General features: G+C 63.1%; 7 protein-coding genes. All 7 read left to right on the top strand.

Translation table 11 applies throughout. The features are described from left to right. Positions 1–156: 156 nt before the first annotated feature. A complete protein-coding gene (locus DH08_RS17710; RefSeq protein WP_192180545.1) occupies positions 157–1,383 on the top strand; it encodes a polysaccharide biosynthesis/export family protein in 1,227 nt (408 codons plus the stop codon). A gap of 537 nt (positions 1,384–1,920) precedes the next feature. Next, the gene (locus tag DH08_RS17705; protein ID WP_192180639.1) at positions 1,921–3,696 is read left to right on the top strand and encodes a type I secretion system permease/ATPase; all 1,776 of its coding nucleotides are present in this window, start codon (positions 1,921–1,923) and stop codon (positions 3,694–3,696) included. Between the two features lie 26 nt (positions 3,697–3,722). Then, entirely contained in the window at positions 3,723–5,042 is a 1,320-nt protein-coding gene (locus DH08_RS17700; RefSeq protein ID WP_192180543.1) for an HlyD family type I secretion periplasmic adaptor subunit, read from the top strand. Between the two features lie 50 nt (positions 5,043–5,092). Further along, a complete protein-coding gene (locus tag DH08_RS17695) occupies positions 5,093–5,971 on the top strand; it encodes a sulfotransferase family protein (protein ID WP_192180541.1) in 879 nt (292 codons plus the stop codon). A gap of 155 nt (positions 5,972–6,126) precedes the next feature. Beyond that, positions 6,127–7,629, top strand: a complete 1,503-nt coding sequence (locus tag DH08_RS17690) for a lipopolysaccharide biosynthesis protein (protein WP_345892416.1) — start codon at positions 6,127–6,129, stop codon at positions 7,627–7,629. 247 nt (positions 7,630–7,876) lie between these two features. Further along, positions 7,877–10,312 (top strand): RTX toxin, encoded by a 2,436-nt coding sequence (locus tag DH08_RS17685; RefSeq protein ID WP_192180539.1) that lies wholly within the window; start codon positions 7,877–7,879, stop codon positions 10,310–10,312. Between the two features lie 386 nt (positions 10,313–10,698). Further along, a complete protein-coding gene (locus DH08_RS17680; RefSeq protein ID WP_192180537.1) occupies positions 10,699–14,652 on the top strand; it encodes a metallophosphoesterase in 3,954 nt (1,317 codons plus the stop codon). The last annotated feature ends 185 nt before the right edge of the window (positions 14,653–14,837 follow it).

The following is a 14,837-nucleotide window of genomic DNA, read 5'->3' as shown; positions in this document are numbered from 1 at the left end:
CCGAACGGAGCCGACGAACTGGTTCTGACGGCAGGCAGGACAACCGGAGTACGAACGATGCGTTTGCGTGCTGAGCAACAACTTCCATCCAGGCCTTTGCCAGCGAAGAATTGGAGCCGACGACTATTTCCCAGGCTTGAACCTGCGGTCAGCAGCATGCTCGCGATGATTGGTGGCCTCGCCATAGTCTTTGTACTGCTCGCCGCGGATGCGTCCCGCGCGGACGGATATACGTTCGACAGCGGTGACATCCTGCGCGTTTCGGTTATCGGCGAGGCATCCTATCCGCTCGACGTCGTGGTCGATGATCGGGGCTCCATTTCGCTTCCCTTGTTGGGTGATGTCCAGGCGCGCGGCCTCACCACCGTTGCCCTCTCGCAGGCCATTCAGCGCGCATTTCAGCAGCAGAAGCTCATCCTTGAGCCCTTCGTGAAAGTGGAGATCGGCCAGTACCGGCCATTCTTCATTTCCGGAACGGTGGCCCATCCCGGATCGTACCCTTTTCAACCGGGAATAACGGTTCGCCATGCGCTCGCCATCGCAGGCGGCTTTCGGGCTACCACCGTGGGAAACATGGAACCGGCCCTGCAAATAGCCGATCTGCGCAGCGCGCGCGCAAATCTGGCGATTGAAGAATATCGCCTCAAGGTTCGGCTCGCCCGGCTCGAGGCGGAAACTCGACAGGACAAGTCTTTCGTTGCCCCACCGGATCCTCCGGTCGAGTTCGCCGGACATTTGATTGCCGACATCGTCGCGTCCGAACAAGCCCAGTTGGACGCGCGGCTTGCCGCGTATCGGGACGACGTTTCCTATCTCGAGGCCTCGTTGGATCGGGCGAGGAAGGAAGCGAAAATGATTGCCACCTCGCGAAATGAGCGGGAGAAGACCGCGAACCTTCAACTCGAGGAACTGAAGTCTGCCCGGTCGCTGCGGGAAAAAGGCCTGATAACAAATTCGAATGTCATGACGGCCGAAAGAGCCCACACCAGCTATCGCGCCGAACTTGCGCAGACCGAGCTTCAGCAGGAGCAGGTGCGGCAGGCGATACTGAACTCGGAAAGCGAGCTGCGAAAAAAGCATCAAAGTTATGAAATGGAGTTGATCGCGCAGACCCAGGACACGCAGGTCGAGCTTGGAAAAACTCAAAGCCAGATAAGGTACGTCGCCGACAAGCTTCTCTTTATTTTTACCTATGGCGAACAGCGGACCTTCGACGACTTGCAAGGCTCCGTGAAGATTTCGATCTTCAGGCGCGAGCAGAAAAACGCCCACGACCTCGTCGCCGACGAAAATACCGAAGTAAGAGCAGGCGACGTCATCGAGGTCTCCATCGTGGCCAACAAAGGGTTCTACGCACCCGACGCTTTGACCACCGGGCAGTAGCGGCCTCAAATGCGGAACCCTCGGGCCGGAATTGCGTAAAAACAAAGAGCTAGAGCGCATCAGCGATTCTATCAAAGCCGAATCGCTCCAAGTGGGTACGACTTCATCTCAGGAACCTTGATCGTGGTCTTCGGCGCAGCACTGACAGTCCTGGGGAGCTATCTCCGCCGGGCGATTACCCCCGTTGAACCGCCACAAAGGCCGCTCGGCCTTCTCCGGGCGCCGGCGCGCCGAAAGACGACGCTACGTCGCGCGCCGCGTCGCCGCAGTCCCACCGTCCGGTCGCGCATTCCCGGTATAGTCCTCCTCCTCGCTCTTGTGCTCGCCGGAATTGGGTTTCTGCCGCGCCTTGTTGATTTCGAGGGACTGACATCGCCGACGCGGCCTTTGGCCGATCGACTGCCTGACTGGGTCCACTTTGCCGATGAGAGCTCACTGGACGCTCTCCCGGTTTGGCTGACGGCCGCAGTTCTGGGGCTACTGGTGGTGGCTGCCTACAAGGCAGGGCGGAAGCGGAGGGGCGCCCTGCCGATCGTGTTGGCGAACAAAGGCGCTCAATCCTCTGCCGGGGGCATCCAGCCGGCGCCCGGTTCGGAACTGGTCTGCGCGCTGCGCTCCTGCAAGGGAGCGCTCGCGGGCGTCGCGGTGTTCAGCGGCGTGAGCAATATCCTCATGCTGACCGGTGCGATATTCATGCTGCAAGTCTATGACCGGGTGCTGCCGAGCCGCAGCGTTCCGACCCTGGTAGGGATGGCGATATTGGCAGGCGCCCTGTTTATCGGGCAGGCGGTCATCGACCTCGTGCGCGGCCGCATCATGACCCGGATCGGCGCCGAAGTGGACGAAGCCGTCGGAGGACGGGTGTTCACCGCCGTGTCCAGGCTGCCCTTGTTCCTTGGCCCGCAGGGCGACGGGCTGCAGCCGCAGCGAGATCTCGACAGCATCCGCACATTTCTGTCGAGCCCCGGGCCCAGCGCGCTGTTCGAATTGCCGTGGCTGCCCTTTTATCTGGCAATCATCTGGAGCTTCCATCCAATCCTCGGGATCACGGCCACTTGCGGCGCAATCGTGCTGGTGACCCTGACGGCCGCAACCGAGATCTTCACGCGCAAACCGATGGGCGCTGCGGTTCTGACCGGCGTGCGGCGCAACAGCTACGCCGAGGCCAGTCGCCGCAACGCAGAGGTGCTTGCGGCAATGGGCATGGGAAAGCGCCTGCATGACCATTGGCGGGAAGCGAGCCGGGAATATCTGGCACAGCAGCAGCGTGTCAGCGACATCGTGGGCGGCTTCGGCAGCTTCGCCCGCGCCTTGCGGCTGATGCTCCAGTCGGCAATGCTGGGTGTGGGCGCCTGGCTGGTCATCGAGGGCGAGGCAACGGCCGGCATCATCATCGCCGGCTCCATCCTTGCCGGCCGTGCGCTTGCCCCTGTCGATCTTGCCATCGCCCATTGGCGGAACTTCGTCGGCGCGCGCCAGAGCTGGCGCAGGCTGAGCAATCTGCTCGCCCGATTGCCCCTGGATGCCCAGCCGATGGCGCTTCCGGTGCCGAGTTCCAATCTGACGGTGGACCGCATCGCGATCGGCGCGCCGGGCACGCAACGGATCATCGTGCAAAGTGTCGAATTCCGCCTGGATGCCGGCTCGGTGCTCGGCATCATCGGACCAAGCGGTTCCGGCAAATCGAGCCTCGTTCGCGGGTTGGTCGGCGCGTGGCGACCGTTGGCGGGTCGTATCAAGCTCGATGGCGCGGCGCTCGATCAGTGGTCGCCGGAGCGACTTGGCCGCTGCATAGGCTATCTGCCGCAGGACGTCGAACTGTTCGCGGGAACGGTTGGCGCCAACATCGCACGTTTCGATCCTGGACCGGACGCGGAAGCCATCGTCGCCGCTGCGCGTGCCGCCGGCGTCCATGACCTGATCGTCGGTCTTCCCAACGGTTACGAGACGCAGATCGGAGAGGGCGGCACCGCGCTTTCAGCCGGGCAGCGTCAGCGCATCGCCCTGGCGCGCGCGCTCTACGGCGACCCCTTTCTGGTAGTCCTCGACGAGCCGAACTCCAACCTCGACATGGAAGGCGAAAGGGCACTTGCCGAGGCCATCCTCAGAATCAAGGCGCGCCGCGGCATCGTGGCGATCGTGGCGCATCGACCGAACATTCTCACCACGGTGGATTACATGCTCATGATGAAAGAGGGGCAGATGCACATGTTCGGCACGAGAGAGTGCGTTCTGTCCAAGCTCTTTCCTATGCCGCAGGTCAATGGCGAGGGCCTGCAGCCGGTTTCAAGCTCGCCGCAACTGCCGAATTGAAAACGTCCGGATACGGGAAACGGGCAATGAGGGCAGCCATGTTGAGCCGATTGCCTTCCAACCGGCGATCCATTCGCCACAATCTGCTGGGCGGGACGACCGTCGTTGCGCTGCTCGTCGGCGTGATGGGAGTCTGGGCCGGGACAGTGAACATTTCGGGCGCGATCATTTCGCGCGGCGCGGTGATCGTCGACGGCAGCGAAAAGAAGGTGCAGCACCCGACAGGCGGTGTTGTCGGCAAGATCTTGGTGCGCGATGCCGACCGTGTGCGGGCCGGCGATATTCTGGTGCAGCTTAGCGACACCATCCCGCGTGCCAGCCTGGCCTACGTGACAAAGAACCTGGACGAGCTTTACGCGCGAAAGTCCCGGCTCGAGGCGGAACGTGACGGCAGTAAACGGATGACGCTCGCTCCGATCCTTGTCTCACGAATGAACGATCCTGAGATTGCGGCCACGGTGGCCAGCGAACAACGACTGTTCGAACTTCGCCGGGTCGAGCTGTCCGGCAACAAGGCACGCCTGCGCGAACGCATCGAGCAGCTTCGCAAACAGATCGAAGGCTATTCGGCCCAGGCGTCGGCAAAGGCCAAGGAGATCGCGCTTATCGGCGACGAACTCGTCGACATCCGCAGCCTTGTGGAAATGAAGCTCATCCTCAAATCGAAGCTGACCGAATATGAACGCGAGGCGACACGCATCGAGGGTGAGCGGGCGCAGCTTGTGTCGAGCATGGCGCAGGCAAGGGGGGCCATCGCCGAAGTCGAGCTTCAGATCCTGCAGCTGGACAAGCAGTTCTCCAGCGAAACCGGAAGCGAACTGCGCGAAGCCGAGGCCAAGATCGCCGAATTCGAGGAACGCAAAGTCACCGCGGAGGACCAGCTTTCGCGCATCGATATTCGCGCTCCCGCCAGCGGCATTGTCCATCAATCGACGATCCACACCGTGGGCGGCGTGATCGGCGCGGGGGAGCCGATCATGCTGGTCGTACCCGACACCGACACCCTCACGGTCGAGGTGAAGGCCGCCCCGCAGGACATCGACCAGCTCTTGATCGGTCAGCGTGCGCAACTCCGCTTCACTGCCTTCAATGTGCGCACAACGCCCGAAACGGAAGGTGTGGTGACGATGATCGCGGCCGATGTAACGCGCGACCAGCACACCAATGAAACCTACTACGCAGTACGCATCACGCCAGACCCGAAGGATATGAAGAAGCTCGGCCCTGTCTCGCTCATTCCTGGCATGCCGGTGGAAGCGTTCATAAGGACCGGCGACCGCAAGGTGATCTCCTACCTCATGAAGCCTTTGACCGACCAGATGACGCGTGCGTTCAGGGACCAATGACGTTCGGGTCGAGCAATCCTGGTTCACTTGCATTGAACGGGTGACTTGTCATGACGGCAACAGAACTGAAACCTCCGATTTTTCTGATCGGCAACTATCGGTCGGGCACCACGATTGCGCAGAAGCTGATCGGGCTGCATCCGGACATTGTCACCTGGTACGAGCCAAGGACACTATGGCTCTATGCCGATCCGGCGCGGCGCCATGACGAATTCGTCAAAAGTGACGCCACGAAAAAGGTCGTTCGTTACATTCGCGATCGGTTCCTCGAGTACCAGTCGCGTAACGGCGGCCGGCAGGTCATGGAAAATACGCCTTCCAATGTCCTGCGCGTGCCGCTTGTCCACGAGATTTTTCCGGAAGCTATATTTCTATACATTACGAGGAACCCCTTCTCATGCATAAGCTCTATGGAGCTTAAGTGGCAGAAACCAAAGACTTTAAAGGGGCTGCGAAGGACGCTTGCGGTTACTCCGGTGACACAGCTTCATTATTACGCAAAAGATTTCATAAAACAGATCATCGTCAAGAAGATCCTGCGGAGAAAATACACGCCGATCTATGGCCCACGCTACAAGGGAATCGATCGGGATTTGCAGGAACAGGAAAAATTGACGGTGATCGCGCGCCAGTGGGCGCGCGGCAACCGAAAGGCCCGGGAAGATCTCGCCAGGCTGGGGAACGGCCGCGTGTTGTCGTTTCGCTATGAGGATCTGATGCAGGATCCCGAGCCGGTGTTGCGGTGCATCTATCAGCATTGCGGGCTGGACTGCACCGACGAGATCGTTCGCACGGCCAAGGAGATGATCGATCCCGGCCGACAGCAGAAGTGGCTCCGCCTCGACCGCAAGGAACTGGCGGCGATCATACCGGAGATCCGGGACGAGATGCAGTACTACCGCTACGACATCCCGCAGCCCCTTCAGTAACATGGCACGCCGGGCGGCGGACCGCACCGAGGCCGAACCGCCTCATACGGCGCACCGGTATCCGCTGTTCGGATATCTGTCCTCTGTGAGCGCATCCTAGAAAATGATGGCCGCCTGCCTGGGTCAGCTTAGTGAGTGAGTGAGTGGAGAGAAGCGTGAGCGATATCCGGCGCGGGCTGGCAAAACACAGTGTCGTGGGCATGTTCTGGACGGCCCTCTCCATGGGCGCGCTTGCGGTCGCGGAGCTTGTCGCCCTCCTCGTCCTGGCCCGGTTGCTCTCGCCCAAGGAGTTCGGCCTTTACTCCGCGGCTCTGATCGTCATCAAGTTTTCAGCCATCTTCCAGGGGCTTGGCATTACCCCCGCGATCGTGCAGCGCCCTGTGCTGGAGGATCGGCATCTTCGGGTCGGGTTCACCTTGTCGTGCCTCCTTGGGCTGGCTGTGTCCGCGCTGGTCTGGGCGATGGCACCCGCCATTGCCGGCCTCCTTCGGCTTGCCGAACTGGCTCCGGTCGTGCGTGCGGTCTGCTTCGTGTTCCTTTTCCAAGGGGTTTCCATGGTGGCACTGGCCTCGGCCCAGCGCGCGCTGCGGTTCCGTTGGCTGGCACTCATCGACGCCTGCGCCTTTGCGGTGGGCTACGTCGTTGCCGGGCCGGTTCTGGCTTGGCTCGGCTTCGGCATCTGGGCGCTTGTAGCGGCCGTGCTGATCCAGCAATTCACACGCATGATGGTGCTGCTCATAGGCCAGCCGCACCCGATGCGGCCTTTGCTGGAGCGGCGCGCCATCGCCGAACTGCTCTATTTCGGAAGCGGCTTCACCATTGCCCGGATATTCAACTACCTCGCCACCCAGGCTGACAAGCTTGTCGTGGGCCGCTGGCTCGGCGCCGATGCGCTCGGCCTGTACGGTCTGTCGTCGCAGCTCATGACGACGCCTGCGGTCATCGTCGGTCAGGTTCTCGATCGCGTGCTGTTCCCGACCATGGCACTGGTCCAGGAGCAGCCTGCGCGGCTTGCTCGCGCCTATCGCAGCGCAGTCGCGGGTTGCGCCCTGCTCGTCCTGCCGGCCAGCGTGGTCGTGGCGATCGTCGCGCCCGAACTGGTCGCGGTCATTCTCGGACGGGGATGGGAGGGCGTTGTCGGCCCACTGCAGATCCTCGCATTCGGCATGTTGTTCCGCACGAGCTACAAGCTCAGCGATTCCGTTTCGCGGGCAACCGGCACGGTCTACGCTCGGGCCTGGCGCCAGGCTGTTTTCACCATCGGCGTCTTTGTCGGGTCCGTCATAGGGCAATTCTGGGGCATAGAGGGCGTGGCGATCGGCGTCGGCGCCGCTTTCGGGGTCAACTTCATCCTCATGGCACAGTTGAGCCTCCGCGTGACCGGGATGCGGTGGTCGGAATTTGCCATGGCGCACCTGCCCGGCCTTGCGCTCGCAGGCGTGCTCGGAACAGGCATCTGGGCATTCGTGGAATGGTTGCGCGAACTCCAACTGCCTGCGCTTGCCCTGCTCATCGATACGGCATTGCTGGCGGCAGCTGGGGGCTTGCTGCTGTGCTGGATCCTGCCGTCGCTGTTCCTTGGACAGGACGGGCGGTCCCTGCTGCGCTTGCTCGCGTCCGTAGCGCCCGCTTGGCGTCCGCTCCGCCGCCCGGGATGACTAAGCAAGCAGCCTGATCACCGGCCGGGCTCGGGGTTTGTACCCGACAGCCCGGCCAGCATTCATGGGCAAAGTCCCAGCATACATGGGCAACGTCGTTGTGCTCACGTCGGGGGCGTCGCCGGCTGTGACGTCCCCTTCGGGCGCGTCGAGATTCTGGTCTTAGATCGAGGGAAAATGCGGAAGGAGATTCGACATGGCTAAACTGCCTTGGCCTACCGGCAGCGGGAGTGACGCGAAACTTTTGATGACGGAGTTCGGCATCGACTTTGGCATCAAGGGCGACTGGCTGACCAACGACAACTGGACCGCCGATCCTGGTGATGGCTTGACCGCCGAAACCGGCAAGGACGGTCACGGCTTGGATTCGGCTGCGAGCAAGATCGACAGCCTCATCTCTACGCTCGAGATCCCTCCGACCTGGGCGCCCGATGGCGGACTGAAACTCATCGGCCTCGCCGAAGCAGCCGCCAGGATTGGTAGTCAAATCGACAACACCTTCCTCGACAGCGTGACGGCGAATGCCGAGCTCTGGCATTCCGCGGTGGGCTTCGGGAACGGCGGTATCACCTGGCCCGTCCCCACGTCCGACCGAGCCGCTGACACGACCACCACCCCGGCGGAGGCCACGGTCGCCAGCACCAGCCTCCTTGCCGCCAGCACAAGTGCGATCGACCTGACCTTCGAAACGAGGGTGGCGGCCGCCGGCGACGATGTCGAGCAGAAGGCTTCCGGCACGATATCGGCCAACATCAATGATCTGGAGCTGGTCTATGATGGCACCACCGGTCAAACGGTCGGCCTCCGCTTCACCGGCATCGACATCCCGCAAGGCGCCATCATCACCAACGCCTACATCCAGTTCCAGGCCAACGAGGCGAAGACCGGCGCAACGTCGCTGCTGATCAAGGGCGAAGATAGCGACGACGCGAGCGCCTTCACCGTCGTCAAGTTCAACGTATCCGCGCGCGCGACGACGGACGCGTCCACGGCCTGGACGCCGGACCCGTGGACCACGGAGGGCGCCCAGGGCCTGGCCGAGCGCACGCCGGACCTCTCGGCGATCGTCCAGGAGATCGTCAACCGCTCGGGCTGGGCGGCACTCAACGACATGGCATTCCTGATCACCGGCACCGGCACGCGCACCGCCGATTCCTACGAATACTCGCCGAGTAGCGCGCCGCTCCTGCATATCGAATATCAGCTGCCCGGTCCGCCCGGCAATCCGGTGGCTTTCAACACACCGGCCGACGCCGACCCCACCGCCAACCAGATCGCCGAGCTAGCCGTGGCGGGCGCCCCTATCGGGATCACCGCCTCGGCCGCCGATCCCGATGCCGGCTCGACCGTCACCTACAGTCTCAATGACACGCGCTTCATCATCGACGCCAGCAGCGGTGTCATCACCCGCTCGGCCAACGGCACGCTCGACTTCGAGACCCAGACGTCGATCAACCTGACGGTGACGGCAACCTCATCCGACGGCAGCACCGCCAACCAGAGCTTCACCCTCGCCGTCACCGACAGTCCCGAGCCGGTCGCCTTCAACACTGCACCCGATGCCGACACCGCGGTCAACCAGATCGCCCAGAACGCCGCGGCGGGCACGGCGATCGGGATCACCGCCTCAGCCGCGGATCCCGACACCGGCTCGACGGTCACCTACAGCCTCAACGATGCGCGCTTCGCCATCGACCCCAGCACCGGCGTCATCACGCGCTCGGGCACTGGCACGCTCAACGCCCAGTCCGAGCCGTCAATCAACCTCACCGTCACTGCCACCTCTTCCGACGGCAGCACGGATACCCACGCCTTCAGCGTCGGCGTCACCGGCAACCAGCTGCCCACTTCGGTGACTTTGGAGCATACCATCCAGACTTGGCAGTGGTCGCCGCCGAGCCCCGACCCCTCGGACATCGTCTATATCTCTCACCTCGGCACGCTGCTGGTTGCCGACAGCGAAGTCGACGAGATGCCTGCCCTTTTTACCGGCAAGAATCTCTTTCAGATGAGCCCGAGCGGCGCTCTGGTGAACACGCTCACAACCATCAGCTTTTCCGACGAGCCCTCTGGGGTCGCCTACAATCCCGTCAACCAGCATCTCTTCTTCGCGGACGACACCGGCACGAGGAGCGTCTACGAGCTCAACCCCGGGCAGGACGGACTTTACAACACGTCCGATGATATCGTGACCTCGTTCAAGACGGCCGCATTCGGCAGCACGGATCCGGAGGGGATTGCGTATGACACCAATCGCGGGGTCCTGTACGTCGCGGATGGCACAAGTCAGAAGATCTACACGGTCGCGCCGGGTGCGAACGGCAAATTCGACGGTGTCGCAAGCACTGGCGGCGATGATATCGTCACGAATTTCTCCGCGCGATCGCTGGGAACCCCAGCTGACGAGAGCATTGCGTACGACCCTGTCCATGACGTCCTTTATATCATTCAGTCACGTGACTCGGTGGCAATTGTGACACCCACAGGGCAGTTGCTGGGCACGCTCGATATCTCTGCCGCCGACGCGCACAAGCCGGCGGGATTGGCCCTGGCGCCGAGCAGCGACGATCCGAGCCAGACGAGCCTGTACATCGTCGATCGCGTTGAGGACAACGACTCGCATCCGAATGAGAACGATGGCAGGATCTATGAGTTCTCATTCGATCATTGGATGCTAGTCTGATCCGCAGCAAGCGATGTTCCAGGCGCGGGCGCGCCTCGCTCAGCCGGAAGGGATGAACCCTCGGATACAAACCAGTGCCGAGGCAAATTCCCTCCATTGACCCAGATACCGCACCGTGATGGGCTGGACCATGTTCGGCCTGCAGCCGCCCCCCCCGGAGTGATCCAGGCAGGTGCTCGCCTGACCTCCTGACTTTGTTTTCTGCGGCGACGCCCTGCCAGCGCGATTGCGCGCAGACAGTCCGGCGAACCATCGCCACCAGCAATGCGGCCCCTCCATTTTGACCGTCGACGCCGTCGATCGCGACTGAGCGGAGCAGGCTGCTATGTCCACCTCCGGCCCTGCCGAGGCCCAGGTTTGAAAAACAGCGGCAAAGGAGATCTGATATGTCTAAACTGCATCGGATTCCGGAGAGCGGCAACGCTCCGGGACCGGTCGTGCTCGACTCCACGGCCTTCCCGAACAGTCTTTCCCCGATCCTCGAATCCCTCGATGATAGCGGCAACCCCGCCGGCGAAGCCGGCAAGCGCGGCTACAGTCAAAGCGCGGACCAGGCCGCGAGCAAGATCGACAGCCTCATCTCCACGCTCGAGATCCCTCAGACCTGGGCGCTCGATGGCGGACTGAAACTCCCCGGCCTCGCCGAAGCGGCCGCCAGGATTGGCATTCATCTCGACGGCACCTTCCTGGACGGCGTGGCGGCGAATGCCGGCTCCTGGCATTCCGCGGTGCGCTTCGGGAACGGCGGCATCACCTCGCCCGCCGCCGCGTCCGACAGAGCTGCTGCCACGGCCGCCACGCCGACGACGGCCACGGTCACCAGCAGCCTCCTCGCCGCCAGTGCGGTCAACCTGACCTTCGAGACAAGGGTTGCAGCCGCCGGCGACGATATCGAGCAGAAGGCTTCCGGCTCGATAGCGAGCAACGTCACCGATTTGGAACTGGGCCTTGACGGCACCACCAGCCAGACGGTCGGCCTCCGCTTCACCGGCATCGACATTCCCAAGGGCGCCATCATCACCAGCGCCTACATCCAGTTCCAGGCTAACGAGGTGAAGACCGGCGCGGCGTCGCTGCTGATCAAGGGCGAAGATAGCGACGACGCGGGCGTCTTCACCATCGTCAAGTTCAACGTGTCCGCGCGCACGACGACGGACGCGTCCACGGCCTGGACACCGGACCCCTGGACCACGGAGGGCGCCCAAGGCCTGGCCGAGCGCACGCCGGATCTCTCGGCAATTGTCCAGGAGATCGTCAACCGCTCGGGCTGGGCGGCGCTCAACGACATGGCATTCCTGATCACCGGCACCGGCACGCGCACGGCCGACTCCTACGAATACTCGCCGACCGGCGCGCCACTGCTGCACATCGAGTATCAGCTGCCCAGCCTTCCCGTGGCCTTCAACACGCCTCCCGACACCGATCCGGTTGCCAACCAGATCGCCGAACTTGCCGCGGCGGGTGCGCCCATCGGGATCACCGCCTCGGCCGCCGATCCCGATGCCGGCACGACCATCACCTACAGTCTCAATGACGCGCGTTTCGCCATCGACGCCGGCACTGGCGTCGTCACGCGCTCGGCCACCGGCACGCTCGACTTCGAGACCCAGCCGTCGATCAACCTGACGGTGACGGCAACCTCCTCCGATGGCAGCACCGCCAACCAAAGCTTCACCGTCGCCGTCCTGAACAACCCGGAGCCGGTCGCCTTCAACGCCCCGCCGGACGCCGATACCGCGATCAACCGGATCGCCCAGAACGCCGCGGCGGGCACAGCAATCGGGATCACCGCCTCGGCCAAGGATTCCGATGCCGGCTCGACGGTCACCTACAGCATCGATGATGCGCGCTTTGCCATCAACCCCAGCACCGGCGTCATCACGCGCTCAAACACCGGCACGCTCAACGCCCAGTCCGAGCCGTCGGTCAACCTCACCGTCACAGCCACTTCATCCGACGGCAGCACGGATACCCACGCCTTCAACGTCAGTATCACCGGGGCCGCGCCTGTGATCATCGAGACAAGGGTTGCAGCCGCCGGCGACGATGTCGAGCAGAAGGCTTCCGGCTCGATATCGAGCAACGTCACCGACCTGGAACTGGGCCTTGACGGCACCACCAGCCAGACGGTCGGCCTGCGCTTCACCGGCATCGACATTCCCAAGGGTGCCATCATCACCAGCGCCTACATCCAGTTCCAGGCCAATGAGGTGAAGACCGGCGCGGCGTCGTTGCTGGTCAAAGGCGAAGACAGTGACGACTCCAGTCCCTTCACCGCTGTCAGCTTCAACGTATCCTCGCGCGCGACCACAGACGCATCCTCGGCCTGGACACCGGCCGCCTGGACCACGGAGGGCGCCCACGGCCTGGCCGAGCGCACGCCGGACCTCACGGCGATCGTCCAGGAGATCGTCAACCGCTCCGGCTGGGTGGCGCTCAACGACATGGCATTCCTGATCACCGGCACCGGAACCCGCACCGCCGATTCCTTCGAGTACTCGCCGACTGGGGCGCCGCTGCTGCACATCGAATATCTGCCACCCAGCCCTCCGGTGGCCTTCAACACTCCGGCCGACGCCGATCCCACCGCCAACCAGATCGCCGAGCTGGCCGCTGCGGGTGCGCCCATCGGGATCACCGCCTCGGCCGCCGATCCCGATGCCGGCTCGACCGTCACCTACAGTCTCAACGATCAGCGCTTCGCTATCGACGCCAGCAGCGGCATCGTCACGCGCTCGGCCACCGGCACGCTCGACTTCGAGACCCAGCCGTCGATCAACCTGACGGTGACGGCGACCTCGTCGGACGGCAGCACCGCCAACCAAAGCTTCACCGTCGCCGTCCTGAACAATCCGGAGCCGGTCGCCTTCAACACCCCGCCGGACGCCGATACCGCGGTCAACCGGATCGCCCAGGGTGCCGCGGCGGGCACGGCGATCGGGATCACCGCCTCGGCCAAGGATTCCGATGCCGGCTCGACGGTCACCTACAGCATCGATGATGCGCGCTTTGCCATCAACGCCAGCACCGGCGTCATCACGCGCTCGGGAACAGGGACGCTCAATGCGGCCTCGGAGCCGTCAATCAACCTCAACGTCACTGCCACTTCGTCCGACGGCAGCACGGCCGCGCAAGACTATACCGTCAGCGTTGCTGCGACGGCGGGGCCGCAGACATTGTACCGGTTCGCGATCTTCGGCGACTATGGAGACACCAATCTCTCGGGCGAGAAAGCGGTGTCGGCGATGGTCCATGGCTGGAACGTCGATTTCATCCTCACAGTGGGCGACAACGCCTATGCGCCGCAGACCCTCGATGGCGCCATCGGCCAGCAGTACCATGACTACATAGGCAACTATCACGGCGCATACGGGAGCGGCAGCACCATCAACCGCTTCTTTCCCACGCTGGGCAATCACGAATATGGCGATGGCAACGTTGCCAACTACCTGGACTACTTTACCCTGCCCGACAATGAGAGGTACTACGACTTCCAGATCGGGCCGGTGCATTTCTTCGCTCTCACCAGCAACAAGGAGGACCCGGATGGCCGCAGTTCCACTTCAGTGCAGGGCCAGTGGGCGCAATCCCTTCTCGCGAGTTCCGACGCGAGCTTCAACCTGGCCTACTTCCACCACACGCCATACAATCCGAGCGGCACCACCGGCACCATGCAATGGCCCTTCGAGCAATGGGGCGTGAACGCGGTCTTTGCCGGCCATCAGCACAATTACTACCGGGAGAATCGAGACGACAACGGCGACGGCGTATTTCTTCCCTACACGACCACCGGCCTTGGCGGTGCCGGTCGCGAGGTTCCCAATGTCGGCGCCAGCCTGGTGACGATCACGGACGCAGGCATGCTGATCGAGTTCTACCATGTGAGCAGCTTCAACGGGACAACGGCAACCAGCGTGCTGACCGATTCCTATTTTGTCCCGACGCCGGCTGGGCGCACGCCGACAATCGTCGACGGAGGCTACGTCATGAACGGCACGACCGGCGCGGACTACCTGTGGGGTCTGGGCGGGAACGCCACGCTGATCGGCGGGCGCGGCAATGACATGCTGATTGCCGGCAACCAGAACAATCTGTTCGTGTTCGCTGTCGGCGACGGGCAGGACACCATCGCGAATTTCGTGGCCGGCGCCGGGTCCGGCGACGTCCTCGATCTCAGAGCATTTGGCATCACCACCGCCAGCCAATTCCAGCAGGTGGCCACAAACCAGGGCGCCAATGTCGTGGTGACCCTGAGTGGCGGAGGCCAGATCACGCTGCTTGGCGTTCACGAGGAACAGTTCCACAACGACAACTTCCTGAGCACTCTGCTTCTCGCATAGGCGCCGCCCAGCGGAATGCGCCCGAGCGGGTGAATGTCCGAAGATCCGCGGCCGCGCGGCTGAAGCCCCATCCCGATCAGGTCGGGATGGGGCTCTTTTCTTTTTGACGTAATGCAAGTGCGGGCCAGGTCGCTGCCGACAAAGAAAAGCCCGGACCGCTCGCGGCACTCTGGTGTGCCGCGAGC

This window comes from Mesorhizobium amorphae (assembly GCF_014843845.1).
GTDB classification, from domain to species: domain Bacteria; phylum Pseudomonadota; class Alphaproteobacteria; order Rhizobiales; family Rhizobiaceae; genus Mesorhizobium; species Mesorhizobium amorphae_A.
The sequence above is the reverse complement of the archived record's forward strand: the minus strand, read 5'-3'. Positions and strand labels throughout refer to the sequence as shown.